Consider the following 18,212-nt stretch of genomic DNA (forward strand, 5'->3'; position numbering starts at 1 on the left):
CAAAACGGCGGCGTCGCCTATCAGGATTTGTGAACGGCCACCATAATTCGCGAGGCTTAACTGAAGCCTACGTTGGTTAATACTTACTGAAGGGAGCGGTTCCAAAAAACCGCAAAGCGGTTTTCCCCGGGCAACGCGCAGCGTATATCCGGGGCCACAACATGGGAGAGAAGCATTTCGGTGATGCGGGAGAATTCGGAAGCGCGCGGAGGTCAGATGTGCCGGCCAATATCGTCGTCGCCGACGCCGGGTTCCTCGATCGTCAGGGTCCCATATTTCCGCCGCCATCTGCGTGCGCCGAAGGGGAGCGATATGAGATAGGCGGCAACGGTAAAGACCATCACCTCCCAAGTGTAGCTCATCAGCAGAGCCACATAGAGCACGACGCCGAGCATCATCGGCAGCACCAGATCGCGCCGCAAGCGGTTGCCTTCCGATTTGCCCGACCAGACCGGCAGCCGGCTGATCAGCAGGAAGGCGATGGCGACGGTATAGATCGACGAGAGATAGGCGAAGGTGCGGTCCGTCGCCAAACCGAGGAAGCCAAGATAGACTGGCAGCAGCACCAGCATGGCGCCGGCCGGCGCGGGCACTCCGACGAAATATTCCGATTGCCAGCTCGCCTTGTTTTCGCGCTCGGCCATGACATTGAAGCGGGCAAGGCGAAGCCCGGCGGCAATCGCATAGATCAAGGCGGCAATCCAGCCGAGCGAACGAGCCTGATCAAGAGCAAAAACGTAAACGACGAGCGCGGGCGCGACGCCGAAATTGACGATATCGGCAAGCGAATCCATCTGCGCGCCGAATTTCGAGGTCGCCTTCATCAGCCGCGCCACGCGCCCGTCGATGCCGTCGAGGAAGGCGGCGAGGAGCACCATCGCGACGGCGAGCTCGTAACGGTTCTCGAAAGCGAGCCGGATGCCCGTCAACCCGGCGCAGATCGCCAGAATGGTGATGAGGTTCGGAAAGACGAGGCGAAGCGGAATCTCTCGCAGGCGCGGACCGCGGGCGGAATCATCCGGCCCGTTTGGCTCGAAAGGCGGAAAGGGTGTTTCCATGTCGCGTTCCAATCGTTCCTTGAGCAATTCCGGCAAAGGCGCGGCAGCGCTTTAGCTTCGGCGGCTGATCACCGGACCCTTGGCCGCGGCGAATTCGGCAATCACGGTTTCCCCGGCAATCGCCGTCTGGCCGAGCGAGACGCGTGGCGCCGCACCGGCGGGCAGGAACACGTCGAGCCGCGAGCCGAAACGGATCAGCCCGAAACGTTCGCCGGCGTCCAGCGGCTCGTTGGTGTTTGCCCAGCAAAGGATACGCCGCGCCACGAGGCCGGCGATCTGCACGACGCCGATCTGGCCGTGCCGGGTTTCGATCACCAGCCCGTTGCGCTCGTTGTCCTCGCTCGCCTTGTCGAGCTCGGCATTGACGAAGCTGCCGGAGCGGTAGTTGATGCTGACGATACGCCCGCGCATCGGCGCCCGGTTCACATGGCAGTTGAAGACGTTCATGAAGACCGAGATGCGCAGCATCGGCTCGGAGCCGAGGTCGAGCTCTGCAGGCGGGGTAACCATCTGGATCGCCGAGACCTTGCCGTCGGCGGGAGAGATCACGAGATCGTCGTCCTGCGGGGTCACCCGCTCGGGATCACGGAAGAAATAGGCGCACCAGAGCGTAAAGATCATGCCGATCCAGAAGAGCGGCTTGAAGATCCAGCCCAGCACCAGAGATGCGACGAAGAAGGCGGCGACGAAGGGGTAACCCTCCTTGTGCACAGGCACGATCGTATTGCGAACCGTGTTGAACAGGCTCATGGCTGCCGGTCTCCTTGCGTTGTCATTTTTTGCTGGTTAGCGAAAAACCAGCTCCTGAGCAATGCTCCGGCCCTGGCCTCGGTTCCGCCGCCGCAGTTCTGAACAATAAAAGCCGGCGCCGCTATCGGTGTTCGCTTCAGCTTGCCGGGGCAAGCCGCGCGATGACGCCCATTTCGTCGCTTTCGCGCACCTGCTTCAGATGCTCCTCCGCCTGTGTCGCCTCGCGCTGGCGGTTCCACATCGAGGCATAGAGGCCGTTCCTTTCGAGGAGGGCGGCGTGCGTGCCGCGCTCGGCGATCTCACCGCTTTTGAGCACGATGATCTCGTCGGCGCCGATGACGGTCGAAAGCCGATGGGCGATGACCAAGGTCGTCCTATTCTTCGAAACCACGTCGAGGGCTGTCTGGATTTCTCGTTCCGTGGTGGTGTCGAGCGCCGAAGTTGCCTCGTCGAGGATCAGGATCGGCGGCGCCTTGAGGATGGTGCGGGCGATCGCCACACGCTGTTTCTCGCCGCCGGAAAGCTTGAGCCCGCGCTCGCCGACCTTGGTCTCGAAGCCTTCGGGCAGCGCCTCGATGAAATGGGCGATCTGCGCCACCTCGGCCGCTGCAAACACCTCGCCATCGCTCGCCGATGTGCGGCCGTAGCGGATATTGTAGGCGACCGTGTCGTTGAACAGCACGGTATCCTGCGGCACCATGCCGATCGCCGATCGCAGGCTTTTCTGCGTCACCGTGCGGATATCCTCGCCGTCGATGGTGATCGCGCCGCTCTGGATATCGTAGAAACGATAGAGCAGGCGCGACAGCGTCGATTTGCCGGCGCCCGACGGCCCGACGACGGCGACTGTCTTGCCGGCCGGCACATCGAAAGAAATGCCTTTCAGGATCGGACGGGCCGGATCGTAAGCGAAGTGCACATCCTTGAAGGAGATCGCGCCCTGGCGGATTCGAAGCTCGGCAGCGTCGGGGGCGTCCTTGACCTCGGCCTTCACCTCGAGCAAATCGAACATCTGCTCGATATCGGTCAGACCCTGCCGGATTTCCCGGTAGACGAAACCGATGAAATTGAGCGGCACGGAAAGCTGCAGCAGCATCGAATTGACGAAGACGAAATCGCCGACCGTCTGATCGCCGCGTTGCACCGCCAGCGCCGACAGCACCAGCATGATGGTCGTGCCGATGCCGAAAATGACGCCCTGGCCGAAGTTCAGCCAGCCGAGCGAGGTCCAGACATCGGTCGCCGCTTTCTCGTAGCGCTCCATCGACTTGTCGAAGCGTTTGGCCTCCATTTCCTCATTGCCAAAATATTTGACGGTTTCGAAATTGAGGAGAGAGTCGATCGCCTTGGTGTTGGCGTCGGTGTCGCTGTCGTTCATCGAGCGGCGGATGGCGATGCGCCAGTCAGATGCACGGATCGTGAACCAGATATAGGCCCAGACGGTGAAGGCGGTGACCGCAAGATAGGAAAAGCCGTAGCCCCACCAGAAGATAACCGCCGTCAGCAGGAATTCGATCACGGTTGGAACGGAATTGAGGATCGTGAAGCGCACGATCGTCTCGATGCCCTTGGTGCCGCGCTCGATGATGCGTGACAGGCCGCCGGTCTTTCGCTCCAGATGGAAGCGCAGCGACAGCTCGTGCATGTGCACGAAGGTCTTGTAGGCGAGCTGGCGCACCGCATGTTGCCCGACGCTGGCAAAGAGCGCGTCGCGCAACTGGTTGAGGCCGAGCTGGATCAACCGGGTGACGTTATAGGCAATGACAAGGGCTACGGCGCCGGCAAGCAGCGGCGGTACCGTGCCGGCAAGGTCCATCCTGCCGTTCAGCGCATCGGTGGACCATTTGAAGAAATAGGGGACGAGCAGCAGGACGAACTTGGAAATCAGCAGATAGACCGACGCCCAGACGACCCGCATCTTGAGGTCGGTTCGCCCGGCCGGCCACATATAGGGCCAGAGGTTGAAAAGCGTCCGCAGCAGGTGGGATTCCGAGACTGTCTTGCCGTTTGCCATGCCGTGTCTCCAGTCCGGATGATTTTCTTCGATGTCCGGCAAGGCGGGGGCAGGGGCGCACCTGAAGCGCTTACCTGAATCCCAAACCGCCACCGGCAGATAGGGCGTCGGGCCGAGGAATACAACACGTGCGGCGGCCGGGAAAAGTGAGGCCGGGCGTTTCTCCTGCCCGGCTTCATCAACTCGCGTTGCGCTTAAGGAGCGGCCTTTCAGAGGTGCTGCTTGGAGAGCCGCTTGCGGTGCAGCTCCTCGGCGTTCGGCAGCGCGTCCTTCGGCAGGCCGAAAATCTGCCCGGGACGGATACGATCCGGGTCGATGATCTTGTCCTCGTTGGCGATGTAGATCGTCGTATAACGCACGCCGAGCCCATAGGTCCGGCGGGAGATCTGCCACAACGTATCGCCGCGGCGGATGATGACCGCCGCATTGTTTGCCGTCAGCGGTGCCTGCTCGATCGTCTTCGGCTGATTGCTCACAACATCGTTTGCGGCGGGCGCGGCCGGTGCGGGCGTGTCGGTCAATTCACCGATGATTGCACCCAGCCCGTCCAGCCCGGCGCCGACCGATTTTGCGTCCTTCGGCAGATCCTGCAGCAGTTTCAGCGCCTTGGCGGCGGTCTGCGAGGAGGCGCCTGAGGCTTGCTTGAAGCTGTCGGACGCATCCGCCGCCGGGCGGAAGTCTGCGACAGAGCGCAGCGCGAATTCCGTTGCTGAGCGCGCCGCCGCCAGCTGTTCGGCGCCGGGCAGCTGGCCATCGGCAAACAGCCCCTTCAAGAGCCCGAACGCCTTGCCGGCTTCGGCCTTGAGCTTGCCGAGTTCACCCTCGTGGAGCGGCACCATCGAGGCAGCACCATTTGCATCGGCGGGGCCGGCTTGAGCGGCAACCCGCACCTGGTCGCCCGCCGGGCGATTGAAGTTCACTGCGGCCCGCACGATCACCTTGCCCGCGGGATCGACGACGTCGACGCGAATCTTATGATCGCCGACCGAAAGCGCCGCGACGCCATCGATGACGAAATGGCCGTCAGGACCGGCCGTGTCCTGGCCGACAAGGCTGTCGTCGGCATAGCCGAGGACCTTGGCGTTGGCGCGCGCCGTGCCGGCAATGAAGATCTTGTTGCCCTCGATCTCGACGGCGTTGACCATCACATCGGGCGCGGTGGCCTCGTGGGTTTCGCCAGCACCTGGAACGGCCGGTGTCGCATCTGTGCCGGTGGCGGAGGCGTCGGGCAGACCAGGCGTCTGCAGCGCCAGCTCACCGGTTGGCGCTACTGTTGCGGCAGGCGCGTCGGCTGCAGCGGTCCCGCCAGTTGCCGGCTTGTCCGCAGCCGGCGCCAACGGATTGGAGGCGTCGGCGACTTCGGTGTCCCCTGTCGGCGCAGTGATGATGCGGCTCGCCGCGCCGGGCTTGGAGACCATGGCGAGCAGATTGGCGGCATTGCCGTCCTTCGGCACGGAAACGGTGGCGACTTCTTCGGAAAGCGCGGTCTTGCCATCCTTGTCCGTTACCTTGAGCACGAGCTGGTGGTCGCCGGCCGGAAGCGGATCGTCGAGGACGGCCGCGAAATCGCCGCTCGGACCGACGTTGGCCGTCGTCACCACCTTTTCGCCGTCGAGCACTTCGAGCTTGCCGTTCGGCTCGGCGGAGCCGGCGATGACGGTCGATCCATCAGGCTCGACACGCAGGACGTCGAAGGCCGGAAGTTTCGGGCCGGTATTTGCGGCCGCCGGGGTCGCGGCAGAGGCTGGTTCGGGCGCACCGGTCAGCGCAGCTTCGGCCCTGGAAATCGCGGCAGGCGCATCCGCCATATTTTCCGGCAGCGACTGCACGATGGCGAGCGCCTTGGCGCCGCCTTCCTTGGCCTTGGCGGCAATGGCTTGTGTTGCGGGATCGATGCCCTCGGGAACGGTGAAGCCGACAAGTGCGGTGAGCGCATTGACGGCCTTGGTCTTGGCGGCGGTGAAGACATCAATGGCCGGGCCTTTGCCGTCGGCAAACAGCGCCTTCAGCTCGCCGAGCGCCACGCCGGCATCGGCCGAGAGGCGTCTGACCTGATCGGCGACCCCAGTCGAGTCGGCCACGGCAGAGCGTGATGTCTTTGCCGCTTCGTTAACCGTGTTCTTGAGCTCCGTGCCCGCCTGGTTGATGGCGTCGCCGACTTTGGATGCATCGCTGCCGATGCGCGGCATGACGAAGAATACCATCAGTAGGATTGCGATTACGAGCACTGCAAGGGCCAGCAAGCCGGCACGGTTCTTCATCATTATGTCTCCCAAGGCGGCAATTTGCCGTAGTAACCGAAATTGCTAGCGATTTCCGATGCTTTTCACAAGCATTCAACGCAATTTCGCAAGCTCGGCAGGCTGCTTTTCAGTCAATTTTCTTGACTGCATTGAAATGGAATAGTTGTTTTGCCCTATGACCGAACAATCTGTATCGATTCGATCCATCTGCGTTTACTGCGGCTCAAGGCCGGGACGCGATCCTTCCCACATGGCGGCCGGGCGGGCTCTCGGAAGAGAGATCGCCGAATACGGCCTGCGCCTCGTCTATGGCGGAGGTACCAAAGGCATCATGGGCGCGGTTGCGAGCGGAGTGCTTTCAGGCGGCGGTCAGGTCACGGGCATCATCCCGGAATTCCTGATCGATATGGAAGCGACTCGCCATTCGCTCGGTCAGCTCAACGAACTTATTGTAACCCCTGACATGCACGCGCGCAAACATACGATGTTCGAGCGTTCCGATGCCTTCGTCGCGCTGCCCGGCGGCATCGGCACGCTGGAGGAGATCGTCGAGATCATGACCTGGGCGCAGCTCGGCCGTCATGAAAAGCCGATGGTTTTTGCCAATATCAACGGCTTTTGGGATCCGATGATGGAGCTGATGCGTCATATGACCGACGAAGGCTTCCTGCACACCGCCCACCGGGTGCAGCCGCTCGTTGTCGACGATGTCGCCGGCATCATTCCGGCGATCATGGCCCAGGCAGCCCAGCTTGCCGCCGATCGCGACGGCGAGGACGAGGTAATTTCGAAGATGTAGGCGGCGGGCGCGTTTAGCGCCCGCGGCTTCCCTTCAGCATCGACCAGCTATAGAGGAACAGCCCCGCCCAGATCAGCGGGAAGGCGATCATCCGCGCCGTGCCGAGCGGCTCGCGAAAGGCGAAGACGGCGATCAGGAAGATCATCGTCGGCGCGATATACTGCATGATGCCGATCGTCGAGAGCTTCAGGAGCTTGGCGCCGTTGGCATAGATCATCAGCGGCACGGCGGTGACGACACCGCAGCCGAGCAGCAGCGTCGTATCGGCAAGACCGGTGCGGTAGAAATGGCCCAGGCCGCTGCCGTATTCGAGATAGAGGAAGTAGACGAGGGCCGGTCCGCTGAGGATCAGAACCTCGAGGAAGAAGCCCTGATTAGGCCCGAGCGGCAGCGTCTTGCGCAGCAGGGCATAGAACCCCCAGCTGACTGCCAGCGTCAGCGCCACCCATGGAATGCCGCCGTTGTCGAATGCGAGAATGGCGACGGCAAGTGCCGCAAGCGCGATCGCCGCGATCTGCAGCGGCTGCAGCTTCTCCTTGAGCAGCACCGCGCCGAGAAAAATGCTGAACAGCGGATTGATGAAATAGCCAAGTGCTGCATCAAGCGCATGGCCGGCGCCGATCGCCCAGACATAGGTGCCCCAGTTGACGGTGATCAGCGACGCCGTCAGCGTCCCCATCGCCAGCATGCGCGGCGAGCGCAACGCTGCGCGGATGTCCGCCGTGCGTCCGAGCACGACCAACACGATGCCGGCCAGCGGCAGCGACCAGACGATGCGGTGGGCAATGACTTCGGCCGGCGGAATATGTGCCACCGCCTTCATGTAGAAGGGCAGGAAGCCCCAGAGCAGATAGGCGGTCAGTGCGAAAGCGAAACCGCGCGGACTATCTTCGTTCTTGGCCAGTGGAACGGTTGCATCGGTCGACATCGGGTGTTTCCATCTTTGTTCTTCTTCTGATCCGGCCTAGCTTAAGCGCCGTGAATAGGCCAATTCATTTCGTTGAATGAAGGCTGAGAGGATTTGAAGCGAAAACCCGAGCGGTAGACGAAGCCCGGCGGCAGAGACTTATTCCGCCGCGATCTTCCCCGCCAGCTGCCGGTTCTTCATCAGCTTGTAGATGACGGAATCCATCAGCGCCTGGAACGAAGCGTCGATGATGTTCTCGGAGACGCCGACCGTCCACCAGCGCACACCGTCGCTGTCGGTGGATTCGATCAGCACGCGGGTGATTGCCGCCGTGCCGCCATTGAGGATGCGCACCTTGAAATCCGCGAGCACCAGATCGTCGATCTCGTGCTGGTACTTTCCGAAGTCCTTGCGTAGCGCCAGGTCGAGCGCGTTGACCGGACCCTCGGCGTCGGCGACCGACATCAGCGTCTGGCCATCGATGGTGATCTTGACCACCGCCTCCGAGACGATCTTCACACGGCCAAGACTGTCGAAGCGGCGCTCGATCATCACGCGGAAGCCTTCGATGGTGAAAAATTCCGGGATCGTGCCGAGCGTGCGGTGCGCCAAAAGTTCGAAGCTCGCATCCGCGCCCTCATAGGCATAGCCGATCGATTCACGATCCTTGACGATCGAGATCAGGAGATCGAGCTTCGGATCGTCCTTGGCGACGATAATGCCGCGCCGCTTCAGCGCATTGATGAAGTTCGCCTTGCCGCCCTGGTCCGAGACCATGACCTTGCGGAAATTGCCCACGCTTTCCGGCGGCACGTGTTCGTAGGTGCGAGGATCTTTCAGCAGAGCGGAAGCATGAATGCCGGCCTTGGTGGCGAAGGCAGAGGCGCCGACATAAGGCATCTGGTGATCCGGCGAGCGGTTGAGGAGCTCATCGAAGGCGTGCGAGAGCCGGGTGAGGTTGAGCAGCCTCTCCTCGTCGATCGCCGTTTCGAAACGGGTGTTGTAGGCGCTCTTCAGCGCCAGGGTCGGGATCAGCGTCACCAGATTCGCGTTGCCGCAGCGCTCGCCGATGCCGTTCAAGGTGCCCTGGATCTGCCGGACGCCGGCTTCAACGGCAGCAAGCGAATTAGCAACGGCCTGGCCGGTATCGTTGTGAGCGTGAATGCCGAGACAGCGGCCGGGCACGCCGGCCGCGATCACCGCCTCGACAATGGCGCGCACCTCCGGCGGCTGCGTCCCTCCATTGGTGTCGCAGAGCACGACCCAGCGGGCACCGCTTTCATAGGCCGTTTTCGCGCAGGCGATCGCGTAGGCCGGATTGGCCTTGAAGCCGTCGAAGAAATGTTCGCAGTCGACGATCGCCTCCTTGCCTGCGCCGACCGCCGCCTTGACGCTTTCGGCGATGGATTCGAGGTTTTCCTCGTTGGTGCAGCCGAGCGCCACGGCGACATGATAGTCCCAGCTCTTGGCGACGAAACAGATGGCGTCGCTTTTGGCCTGCAGCAGCCCGGCGATGCCGGGATCGTTCGAGACCGAAACGCCTGCCCGCTTCGTCATGCCGAAGGCGACGAAGGTTGCCTGACGGGTGCGCTTCTCGCTGAAGAAGGCGGTGTCCGTCGGGTTGGCGCCGGGATATCCGCCTTCGACGTAATCGAGGCCGAACTCATCGAGCATGGCGGCGATCGCAATCTTGTCCTCGACGGAAAAGTCGATCCCGGGCGTCTGCTGCCCGTCCCGGAGCGTCGTGTCGAAGAGATAGATGCGTTCTTTCATGTCGTTTCCTCCCGACGGGCGGGTGTTGTTTTCTGTTGTGCGGAAGCCCCCTCATCCGCCCTTCGGGCACCCTCTCCCCCAGGGGAGAAGGATAGCTGCCTTGCGCGCCTTGTCCCCTCTCCCCGCGGGGAGAGGGCTAGGGTGAGGGGGCTGCACGGCACTAGATCATATCTTGCCTGCAAACCGATCCGTCGCCCGAATCAGCCGATCGAGAATTCCCGGCTCCGAATAGGCATGGCCCGCACCTTCGATCAGCTGGAACTCCGCCTTCGGCCAGGCCTTGTGCAGCAGCCAGGCATATTTGGCAGGGCAGGGCATGTCGTAGCGCCCATGCACGATCACGCCCGGGATATCCCTGAGCCTGCCGGCATCGCGGATCAGTTGTCCTTCGTCCATCCAGCCGGCATTGACGAAGAAATGGTTCTCAATGCGGGCGAAGGCATAGGCGAATTCCGGCTCTTCGAATTTGCCGCTGGTGGAAGGCTCCGGCAGCAGCGTGATCGTTTCACCTTCCCAGATGCTCCAGGCCTGCGCGGCCTGAAGGCGCACGTTCCTGTCCTCGTGAGTCAGACGGCGATGATAGGCATGCATCATCTCATGCCGCTCGTCCGAGGGAATGGGAGCGACGAAACGCTCCCACTTGTCGGGGAACATTTCCGACACGCCGAACTGGTAGTACCAATCGAGCTCCGCTTTGGTCAGCGTGTAGATCCCGCGCAGGATGAGCTCGGACACGCGCTCGGGGTGGGTCTCGGCATAGGCGAGCGCCAGCGTCGAGCCCCAGGAGCCGCCGAACACCTGCCATTTCTCGACGCCGGCCATTTCGCGCAGGCGCTCGATATCGGCGACGAGATGCCAGGTGGTGTTGGCATTCAGTTCGGCATGCGGCGTCGACTTGCCGCAGCCGCGTTGGTCGAACAGTATGACATCGTAGAGAGCGGGATCGAAAAGCCGGCGGTGGGCGGGCGAGAAGCCGCCGCCCGGGCCGCCATGCAGGAAGACGGCGGGTTTGGCGCCGGGCGTTCCCGAGCGTTCCCAGTAGATCACATGGCCGTCGCCGACATCGAGATGGCCGGAGGCATAGGCTTCGATTTCGGGATAGAGCGTGCGCAGGATCTCGGTCATATTTTCACGCCTTTTGCGGGCCAGGCCTGGGTGTCGTGGTCGGGATGCTGAAAGGAGATGATCGCCTCCTGTCGGGCATAGAAATCCGGGTCCTTGTGCGCGGGCGCATCGAAGATCGTCTCGACCCATGGCAGCCGGGCGTCATAATTCACCTGGATCTGCGGCGCGAGATCGCTGCGGTCGTCGAAGGTGCCGATCGCAAGCTCCAGCCCGCCTGGATGGCGATAGGTCATCGGCGTGCCGCAATTGCTGCAGAAGCCGCGGTCGATATTGACCGAGGATTGAAAGTAGCTCGGTTCGCCGCGCGTCCATTCCATCCCTTCCTCCGGTGTTGTGACGAGTGCGGAGAAGAAGCCGCCGAACTGTTTCTGGCACATGCGGCAATGGCAGATCGAGGGCCGTCCCAACTGGCCCGATATGCGGAAGCGCACGGCGCCGCATTGGCATCCGCCTGTTCTGATCTTATCCGTCATGTGTTTCTCCGAGTGGCCAATGAGACGTGTCGCGATCCGGGTGCTGATGATTGCTTGCCGCAATCGCATCCTCGCGGTCGGGGGTTTCAGGCTCTGGTTCGACCGGCAACCCGTCGAGTGCGTGAAACCAGGACATCTTGCGGCCAGTGTTGGATTGCATAACGGGCCTGACCGCATCGGGATCATCAAGCGAGCCGAGCGCGATGTTGATGAAATCCTCTTCGGGAATATCGTAGAACAGCGGTGTGCCGCAATCGCCGCAGAAGCCGCGCCGGACGAGATCGGAGGAGCGGAACCACTTGGGATCGCCGCGCGTCAGTTCGAAATGCTCGCGCTTGGCCGCCGCAAGCGGCAGGAAATAGTTGCCGGCCGCCTTCTGGCACATGCGGCAGTGGCAGATATGGGGATAACCGAGTTCGCCCAGCGCGCGATAACGAACCGCGCCGCACTGGCATCCGCCGGTCTGTCTCGCCGTTTCCATCAAGTGCGATCCTCCGGCGGCCAGACCGGCGTGTCGTGGTCGGGGTGCTGATAGGAAATCAGTTCGTGCAGGAAGGAGCCCGCCGTCAGATCCGCCTCGGTCCGTTCTCCCGGCAGTTCGTGCAGATGATCGACGAAGCCGATCTTGCCTTCCACACCCCACTGAACGGTTGGCGGCAGCTGCGACGGATCATCGAACGCGCCCGCCGCAATCGCCATCCCATCCGGGGCTTCATAGGTCAGTGGCGTGCCGCAATCGCCGCAGAAACCACGCGCGACGAAATTCGACGAGTGAAACCTTTTGCGCTCCCCCCGCGTCCATTCGAAATCGGCGCCGCGAACCGAGACCAGAGGTGCATAATAGGCTCCGAACGCTTTCTGGCACATGCGGCAATGACAGATCGATGAATCCTTGAGTTCACCGATGACGCGGAAACGGATCGCGCCGCATTGGCACCCGCCCGTGTAGGTGGTCATGGCAAGGTCCTTTCCGATGGTGCGGATGATATGGCTGCATACATTGTCCAGATCCCGGAGAATATCGTCGTTCCAAAAGCGCAGGACGGTCCAGCCATCTGCCTTTAGGCGCTCAGTCCTGATGTCGTCGTAGAAGGCATTTTCGGCAATGGCATGCTGCGAGCCGTCTAGCTCCACGATAAGCCGATGTCTGGGGCATGCGAAATCGACGATGTAGCCCGCAATCTGCAACTGCCTGCGAAAGCCAAGACCCATTAGGCGATGGGCGCGAAGTTCGTTCCAGAGCTTTAATTCGGCATCAGTCATAGCCTTGCGCATACGCTTGGCATTCGCCCGCCGTTGCGGCGGAACTGGTGTATGCGACATATTTAGCCTCTCGCTCTGGGCTACACCCCCCTCTGCCACCCAATTCATCCTACCGCTTGACCTCCCACGTCGTCACCCGCTCGCCCGTCGCCGGATCCTTTCCGTCCTTCAGCTGGATGCCTTTCGCGGTCAATTCGTCGCGAACCTTGTCGGCCTCGGCGAAGTTCTTCGCTTTCAGCATTTCGAGACGCATGGCGACCAGCGCATCGACCGCCGCTGCGAAGGCTTCGTCGATTTCGACTTTCTTCGGCAGCACCCCGAGGAGCGCCGCACTTGCGGCGAAGACGGTATCGTTGCCGGATTGCGCCAGCGCATGCAGCGCCTGCACCGCGGCGACGGTATTCAGGTCATCGGCCAGCGCGTTCAGCACGCTGTCATCGGCTGCGGCATCGCCGGCCTCCGAGGTCGGCCATTTGGCGAGCAGGCGTTCGGCCTCTTCCAACCGCTTGATCGAGAAATCGATCGGCTCGCGGTAGTGCGTCATCAGCATGGCAAGGCGCAGCACCTCGCCCGGCCATTTGCGGCCGCCGAAGGTTTCCGCGTGGAGCAGATCGTGGATGGTGACGAAATTGCCCTCCGACTTCGACATCTTGCGGCCTTCGACCTGAACGAAGCCGTTGTGCATCCAGACATTCGCCATCACCTCGGTCCCGTGGGCGCAACGCGATTGGGCGATCTCGTTTTCATGATGCGGGAAGATCAGATCCAGTCCGCCACCGTGAATGTCGAAGACATCGCCGAGATAACGCCTGCTCATCGCGGAGCACTCGATATGCCAGCCGGGCCGGCCGCGGCCCCAGGGGCTCTCCCAACCAGGCTCGTTGTGGCTCGACAGTTTCCAGAGCACGAAATCGCCCGGATTCTTCTTGTGCGCATCGACGGCGACGCGGGCGCCGGCCTGCTGCTCGTCGAGCGGCCGCTTCGAAAGCTGGCCGTAATCCGCCATGGACTTGGTGTCGAACAGAACTTCGCCTGCCGCCACATAGGCATGCCCATTGCCGATCAGCTTGTCGATGATCAGGATCATCTCTGCGATATTATCGGTGGCGCGCGGCTCGACATTCGGCTCGAGGCAGCCGAGTTCGGCGACATCGGCGTGAAACTGCGTCTCGGTCTTTTCGGTGACCGCGCGGATCGCATCGTTGAGCGGCAGGCCGGGATGATCTCTCAGCGCCCGCGCATTGATCTTGTCGTCGACGTCGGTGATGTTGCGGGCATAGGTGACTCGATCCTCGCCATAGAGATGGCGCAGCAGCCGGAACAGCACGTCGAAGACGATGACCGGGCGGGCATTGCCGATATGGGCGAAATCATAGACCGTCGGGCCGCACACATACATGCGGACGTTCTCGGCATCGATCGGCTTGAAGACCGATTTTTCCCGCGTCAGCGTGTTGTACAGCTTCAGTTCCGGCGTGCCGCCCATTTCACTCTCCCAAATGCACGATCAGAAAAATCGCGACCGGCAGGCCGGGGCGTTTCGCATCTTGACAATTGGGGAGACGAAAACGGCCAGGCCAGCGCGTGCGCTAGCGAATAATCTTTCCGCAGATAATGCAGATAACCGTTTTCATGCCGCGTTTTATGGCGCGGGAATGGCGTTTGGTCAAGAGGGGGAGGGGACGATCGGCGGCAACTCGAGCGACCTATCCGGCGCGCTGCATCCCCTGAGGCTCGTCTGCCATTTTCGTGGCGCAAATCGCGTATAGCCGGTTCGGAAGCTGCTGAAAAGACGGGAGGAATGAGTGGGAAGCTTTGTTCGATGGACGATCGGTACGGCTGCAATTCTGGTGGTCGCATCGGGCGCATATTTCGCATACGATTTCGGCATGCTTCGCTTCAACAATCCGACCTTGTCGCGTTATCCGATCCAAGGCATCGATGTCAGCCATCACCAAGGCGACATCGATTGGAACACGGTGGCCGCCCAGCCGAACGTGCGCTTTGCAATCATGAAGGCGACCGAAGGCGGCGATCACAAGGATTCCAAGTTCGCCGAGAACTGGCAACGTGCCGGAGATGCAGGGCTGGTGAGAGGCGCCTACCATTTCTTCACCTTCTGCCGCCCGGGCAAGGACCAGGCGCAGAATGTCCTGGCGACGGTGCCGAAGGCGCCGCGAACCCTGCCGATTGCGATCGATCTGGAATTTGTCGGCAACTGCGACAAGGTTCCAACGCTCGAGGAAATGGTGACGGAGGTGAACGCCTTCGTCACCGAGCTGAAAGGCATCTTTCCGGAAAAGCCGATCTTCTACGTCACGCAGGAATTTTTCGATCAGTATCTGAAGGGCAACGAGGCTCGCTTCCCCGAGCATTACCTTTGGCTTCGAAGCGTGTTCAAGGAGCCAACGCAGGTAGGCTGCAGTCGTTGGTCGGTCTGGCAATTTGCCGACAACGGCGCTGTGAACGGCATCCGAGGACCAGTGGACCTCAATGTCCTATGCCCCGCCGAAACAGGTTTCGCACATCTGTTCCCGGCTGTTGCCGCGAACTGAAGCGTCTGTTTATTCCGGCAGGCGATAATCGGCGAGCTTATTCTCGCGCACGATGAACAGTTTGCCCGTCTCTGTCACGCCGGGGCCTAGCAGCGGCAGGATCGCCTTGGCGACCTCGGAGGGATGCGGGAGCGTCTGCGGATCTTCGCCGGGCACAGCCTGCGCCCGCATCGCCGTGCGGGTCGCGCCCGGATCGACGCTGGTGATACGCAGTGGCGTCGACTGCGTCTCGCCGGCCCAGGTTCGGGCCAGCGCCTCAACAGCGGCTTTTGATGCGGAATAGGCGCCCCAGAAGGGACGGCATTTGTGGGCGGCGCCAGAAGACAGGATTACGGCGCGGCCGGCATCCGAGCGGGCGAGCAGCGGATCGACCGACCGGATCAGCCTCCATGTCGCCGTCACGTTGATCGTCATCACCTTCTCGAACACCTTCGCCTCGATATGGCCGATCGGCGAAATGACGCCGAGCACCCCGGCATTGGCAACGAGGATATCGAGCTTGCCCCAGCGGTCGAAGATCGAGCCGCCGAGTGCGTCGATCGCATTCATATCGGCAAGGTCGAAGGGCACGAGCGTCGCACTGCCGCCGACGGCTTTGATCGCATCGTCGAGATCCTCGAGTCCGCCGACCGTGCGTGCGCAGGCGATCACATGGGCGCCGGCCTTGGCAAGTTCCAGGGCTGTGAAGTAGCCGATGCCGCGCGACGCACCGGTGACGAGTGCGATCCTGCCCTCAAGATTGATGTTCATCTGTCCGGTTCCGGATTTGCTTGCAAAGGTGAGGAGCGCAAGGCCCCTCGGAAGTGAAAGTCAAAGCGGCAGCGGCTCAGCCGTTGCTGGCAAGCATCGAAAGCTTGTTGCCCATGGACTCGCCGTTCTTGTCGAGCAGGCGGGTCGGATAGTCACCGGTGAAGTAGTGGTCGGTGAACTGCGGGCGGGCCGGATTGCGGTCCTCGCCGCCGACGGCGCGGTAAAGTCCGTTGATCGACAGGAAGGCAAGCGAATCCGCTCCGATATATTTGGCCATGGCTTCGACATCGGCATATTGATTGGCGAGCAGCTTGTCGGCGTCGGGCGTATCGATCCCATAGAAATCCGGGAAGAAGATCATCGGGCTTGCGACGCGGATATGGACTTCGCGCGCACCGGCCTCGCGGATCATCTGCACGATCTTCAGCGACGTCGTGCCGCGCACGATGGAATCGTCGACCAGCACCACGCGCTTGCCTTCGATCATCGCCCGGTTGGCGGAATGCTTCAGCTTGACTCCAAAGGCGCGGATCTGCTGCGTTGGCTCAATGAAGGTACGGCCGACATAGTGGTTGCGGATGATGCCGTATTCGAAGGGGATGCCGCTTTCCTGCGCGTAGCCGAGAGCTGCGGGCGTGCCGCCATCCGGCACCGGCACGACGACATCGGCATCGACAGGCGATTCCTTGGCGAGATTCATGCCCATGTTCTTACGCGTCGTATAGACGTTCCGGCCGCCGACGACCGAATCGGGACGGGCGAAATAGACATATTCGAACAGGCAGAGACGCTCCGGCTGTGGCTTGCTCGGCTTGCGGGCATCGATGCTGATCGAGCCGTCAGGCTGGATTTCGCAGATGATGACCTCGCCGTTTTCGACATCGCGGATGAACTTGGCGCCGATGATGTCGAGCGCGCAAGTTTCCGAACAGAAGATCGGCTTGCCGTCGAGTTCACCCATGACAAGCGGGCGGATGCCGGTGGGATCGCGCGCGGCAATCAGTTTCGTGCGGGTCATGGCAAGCATCGAATAGCCGCCTTCCATCTGGCGGATGGCGTCGATGAAGCGGTCGGATGTGGAAGCATGGCGCGAGCGGGCGATGAGATGCAGGACGACTTCGGTATCGGATGTCGACTGACAGATGGCGCCGGTGGCGATGATCTGGCGGCGCAGCGTCAGGCCATTGGTGAAATTGCCGTTATGGGCGATGGCGATGCCGCCTTCTTCCAGTTCAGCAAACAGCGGCTGCACGTTGCGCATCGCTACTTCGCCTGTCGTGGAATAGCGTGTGTGGCCGATCGCTATGCTGCCGGGCAGGCGGGCCAGCGTCATTGGATTGGTATAGTGGTCTCCCACCAGGCCCATATGGCGTTCCTGATAGAAGCGCTTGCCATCGAACGAGACGATGCCGGCTGCCTCCTGTCCGCGGTGCTGCAGGGCGTGCAGCCCGAGAGCAGTGAGAGCTGCGGCATCGGGATGTCCCAGAATTCCGAAAACGCCGCATTCCTCATGCAGCGTATCTCCGTCGAGCGGATCGTCGATTGGGAAGGAATGGGACTGGTTCATTTCTGCGGGCCTCTGCTCTCACAAGAATGGATCGGCATTACCAATAGCACGATACCGGAAATCTCGCAGGTTTCCGATAGCTTCGTGCTGAACGACATCTGCTTTCAAAGCCCGTTCAGCGGGCTCTGAAACGGCTTAGGTCCGGCGGAGCTGGAATGCCCGGCCGGACCCTTATTTCACGTCCCGCTCAAATGGCAATTGCCGCGAGGCGAGTCAAGCTGCTGAACACTGTGTCAATTCGCCGGCTGCTGCGCGCCGCCTGCGGGCGCGTCGTCCGCCGGCGCTTGATCGGCCGCCGGCGGCGTGGCGCCTTCGCTGCCCTGTGCCGGCTGCATCTTATCACGGAAGCTTGCCTGTATCATCTGGGCAAACTGCTCCGGCAGCACCGCCTTTAGCTTCACGACCATCGAATCCAGGAAGGGCTTCGACTTGGCCTCGTTGACCCAGGCCGGCCGGTGGTCGACATCGACCAGCCAGTTCCAGAAGGCGACGGCAACGACCATCAGCAGCAGGCCGCGGGCCGCGCCGAACAGAAAGCCGAGGGTGCGGTCGAGAGCGCCGATGCGGCTGTCGATGATGAAATCGGCAATCTTCATGGTGATGAAGGAAATGACGATGAGCGCGATCAGGAAGACGACGGCGGCCGAACCGGCGATCGCGATGCGATCGTCATCAGTGTACTTCTTCGCATAGGGCAGCAGGTACGGATAGAGGTAGTAGGCGGCGGCGGCCGAACCGCCCCAGCTCGCGATCGAAAGGATCTCGCGCGAGAAACCGCGGACCATTGCCAGCACGGCGGAGAAGAGCACGACGCCGATGACAATACCGTCGAAAATCGTAATGGGCATGAAAATTCAACTCCAGGACTGCCGCTCGGCGGCCGTGTCGGCCTTATCGTGTGCCTCCTATAACATTACCATTCGCGGCAATGAAAG

16 protein-coding genes and 1 pseudogene are annotated in these 18,212 nt (G+C 61.8%); 2 read left to right on the forward strand and 15 right to left on the reverse strand.

The features are described 5' to 3' along the window. Window positions 1–212 precede the first annotated feature (212 nt). The 4 genes from pssA to AC13QO_RS03420 all read right to left on the reverse strand — a co-directional run bounded on the left by pssA (window position 213) and on the right by AC13QO_RS03420 (window position 6,086). Entirely contained in the window at window positions 213–1,058 is an 846-nt protein-coding gene (gene pssA / locus AC13QO_RS03405) for a CDP-diacylglycerol--serine O-phosphatidyltransferase (protein WP_085777610.1), read from the reverse strand. Window positions 1,059–1,109: 51 nt separating this feature from the next. Further along, the gene (locus AC13QO_RS03410) at window positions 1,110–1,808 is read right to left on the reverse strand and encodes a phosphatidylserine decarboxylase (protein WP_285192736.1); all 699 of its coding nucleotides are present in this window, start codon (window positions 1,806–1,808) and stop codon (window positions 1,110–1,112) included. Window positions 1,809–1,944: 136 nt separating this feature from the next. Then, window positions 1,945–3,822 (reverse strand): ABCB family ABC transporter ATP-binding protein/permease, encoded by a 1,878-nt coding sequence (locus tag AC13QO_RS03415; protein ID WP_488539922.1) that lies wholly within the window; start codon window positions 3,820–3,822, stop codon window positions 1,945–1,947. A gap of 209 nt (window positions 3,823–4,031) precedes the next feature. Then, the gene (locus tag AC13QO_RS03420; RefSeq protein WP_488539923.1) at window positions 4,032–6,086 is read right to left on the reverse strand and encodes a LysM peptidoglycan-binding domain-containing protein; all 2,055 of its coding nucleotides are present in this window, start codon (window positions 6,084–6,086) and stop codon (window positions 4,032–4,034) included. A gap of 154 nt (window positions 6,087–6,240) precedes the next feature. Here AC13QO_RS03420 and AC13QO_RS03425 point away from each other — a divergent pair, with 154 nt between their 5' ends. Further along, entirely contained in the window at window positions 6,241–6,864 is a 624-nt protein-coding gene (locus tag AC13QO_RS03425; protein ID WP_097598502.1) for an LOG family protein, read from the forward strand. 13 nt (window positions 6,865–6,877) lie between these two features. On the opposite strand, the gene rarD is transcribed toward AC13QO_RS03425, so the two are convergent. From rarD to cysS, 8 genes and pseudogenes are all read right to left on the reverse strand, one after another. Next, window positions 6,878–7,792: an EamA family transporter RarD gene (gene rarD, locus AC13QO_RS03430; RefSeq protein WP_488539924.1), complete on the reverse strand. Its 915-nt coding sequence runs from the start codon at window positions 7,790–7,792 to the stop codon at window positions 6,878–6,880. A 138-nt stretch (window positions 7,793–7,930) separates the two neighbouring features. Continuing rightward, a complete protein-coding gene (cimA, locus tag AC13QO_RS03435) occupies window positions 7,931–9,544 on the reverse strand; it encodes a citramalate synthase (protein ID WP_183699614.1) in 1,614 nt (537 codons plus the stop codon). Window positions 9,545–9,709: 165 nt separating this feature from the next. Beyond that, a complete protein-coding gene (gene pip / locus AC13QO_RS03440) occupies window positions 9,710–10,669 on the reverse strand; it encodes a prolyl aminopeptidase (protein WP_285192742.1) in 960 nt (319 codons plus the stop codon). Next, window positions 10,666–11,142, reverse strand: coding sequence for a GFA family protein (locus AC13QO_RS03445; RefSeq protein WP_285192743.1), 477 nt, complete (start codon window positions 11,140–11,142; stop codon window positions 10,666–10,668). Before AC13QO_RS03445 ends, pip begins: the two co-directional genes overlap by 4 nt. Beyond that, complete coding sequence (locus tag AC13QO_RS03450; protein ID WP_285192744.1) at window positions 11,132–11,623, reverse strand: GFA family protein; 492 nt, start codon at window positions 11,621–11,623, stop codon at window positions 11,132–11,134. The genes AC13QO_RS03445 and AC13QO_RS03450 overlap by 11 nt, the downstream gene beginning before the upstream one ends. Then, complete coding sequence (locus tag AC13QO_RS03455; RefSeq protein WP_488540007.1) at window positions 11,623–12,099, reverse strand: GFA family protein; 477 nt, start codon at window positions 12,097–12,099, stop codon at window positions 11,623–11,625. The genes AC13QO_RS03450 and AC13QO_RS03455 overlap by 1 nt, the downstream gene beginning before the upstream one ends. Window positions 12,100–12,129: 30 nt before the next feature. Beyond that, window positions 12,130–12,513, reverse strand: a pseudogene (locus AC13QO_RS03460) (endonuclease domain-containing protein); the annotation flags it as partial. Between the two features lies 1 nt (window position 12,514). Beyond that, window positions 12,515–13,891, reverse strand: a complete 1,377-nt coding sequence (cysS, locus tag AC13QO_RS03465; RefSeq protein ID WP_488539925.1) for a cysteine--tRNA ligase — start codon at window positions 13,889–13,891, stop codon at window positions 12,515–12,517. Window positions 13,892–14,210: 319 nt separating this feature from the next. Here cysS and AC13QO_RS03470 point away from each other — a divergent pair, with 319 nt between their 5' ends. Then, window positions 14,211–14,960 (forward strand): glycoside hydrolase family 25 protein, encoded by a 750-nt coding sequence (locus AC13QO_RS03470; RefSeq protein ID WP_488539926.1) that lies wholly within the window; start codon window positions 14,211–14,213, stop codon window positions 14,958–14,960. A gap of 9 nt (window positions 14,961–14,969) precedes the next feature. Here the strand turns inward: AC13QO_RS03470 and AC13QO_RS03475 are convergent, their stop codons facing one another. The 3 genes from AC13QO_RS03475 to AC13QO_RS03485 form a co-directional block, all read right to left on the reverse strand. Then, the gene (locus AC13QO_RS03475) at window positions 14,970–15,710 is read right to left on the reverse strand and encodes an SDR family NAD(P)-dependent oxidoreductase (RefSeq protein ID WP_488539927.1); all 741 of its coding nucleotides are present in this window, start codon (window positions 15,708–15,710) and stop codon (window positions 14,970–14,972) included. Between the two features lie 76 nt (window positions 15,711–15,786). After that, a complete protein-coding gene (purF, locus tag AC13QO_RS03480) occupies window positions 15,787–17,277 on the reverse strand; it encodes an amidophosphoribosyltransferase (RefSeq protein WP_064801591.1) in 1,491 nt (496 codons plus the stop codon). A 233-nt stretch (window positions 17,278–17,510) separates the two neighbouring features. Then, a complete protein-coding gene (locus tag AC13QO_RS03485; protein ID WP_085777628.1) occupies window positions 17,511–18,125 on the reverse strand; it encodes a CvpA family protein in 615 nt (204 codons plus the stop codon). Between the last annotated feature and the right edge of the window lie 87 nt (window positions 18,126–18,212).

The sequence above is a fragment of the Rhizobium sp. CNPSo 3670 genome (genome assembly GCF_057784555.1).

Coding starts and splice junctions, on each gene's coding strand:
- AC13QO_RS03455 (WP_488540007.1), bottom strand. CDS start 12,099: ATGACCACCTACACGGGCGGGTGCCAATGCGGCGCGATCCGTTTCCGC.
- rarD (WP_488539924.1), bottom strand. CDS start 7,792: ATGTCGACCGATGCAACCGTTCCACTGGCCAAGAACGAAGATAGTCCG.
- pip (WP_285192742.1), bottom strand. CDS start 10,669: ATGACCGAGATCCTGCGCACGCTCTATCCCGAAATCGAAGCCTATGCC.
- cysS (WP_488539925.1), bottom strand. CDS start 13,891: ATGGGCGGCACGCCGGAACTGAAGCTGTACAACACGCTGACGCGGGAA.
- cimA (WP_183699614.1), bottom strand. CDS start 9,544: ATGAAAGAACGCATCTATCTCTTCGACACGACGCTCCGGGACGGGCAG.
- AC13QO_RS03485 (WP_085777628.1), bottom strand. CDS start 18,125: ATGCCCATTACGATTTTCGACGGTATTGTCATCGGCGTCGTGCTCTTC.
- pssA (WP_085777610.1), bottom strand. CDS start 1,058: ATGGAAACACCCTTTCCGCCTTTCGAGCCAAACGGGCCGGATGATTCC.
- AC13QO_RS03415 (WP_488539922.1), bottom strand. CDS start 3,822: ATGGCAAACGGCAAGACAGTCTCGGAATCCCACCTGCTGCGGACGCTT.
- AC13QO_RS03420 (WP_488539923.1), bottom strand. CDS start 6,086: ATGATGAAGAACCGTGCCGGCTTGCTGGCCCTTGCAGTGCTCGTAATC.
- AC13QO_RS03410 (WP_285192736.1), bottom strand. CDS start 1,808: ATGAGCCTGTTCAACACGGTTCGCAATACGATCGTGCCTGTGCACAAG.
- AC13QO_RS03425 (WP_097598502.1), top strand. CDS start 6,241: ATGACCGAACAATCTGTATCGATTCGATCCATCTGCGTTTACTGCGGC.
- AC13QO_RS03450 (WP_285192744.1), bottom strand. CDS start 11,623: ATGGAAACGGCGAGACAGACCGGCGGATGCCAGTGCGGCGCGGTTCGT.
- AC13QO_RS03445 (WP_285192743.1), bottom strand. CDS start 11,142: ATGACGGATAAGATCAGAACAGGCGGATGCCAATGCGGCGCCGTGCGC.
- purF (WP_064801591.1), bottom strand. CDS start 17,277: ATGAACCAGTCCCATTCCTTCCCAATCGACGATCCGCTCGACGGAGAT.
- AC13QO_RS03475 (WP_488539927.1), bottom strand. CDS start 15,710: ATGAACATCAATCTTGAGGGCAGGATCGCACTCGTCACCGGTGCGTCG.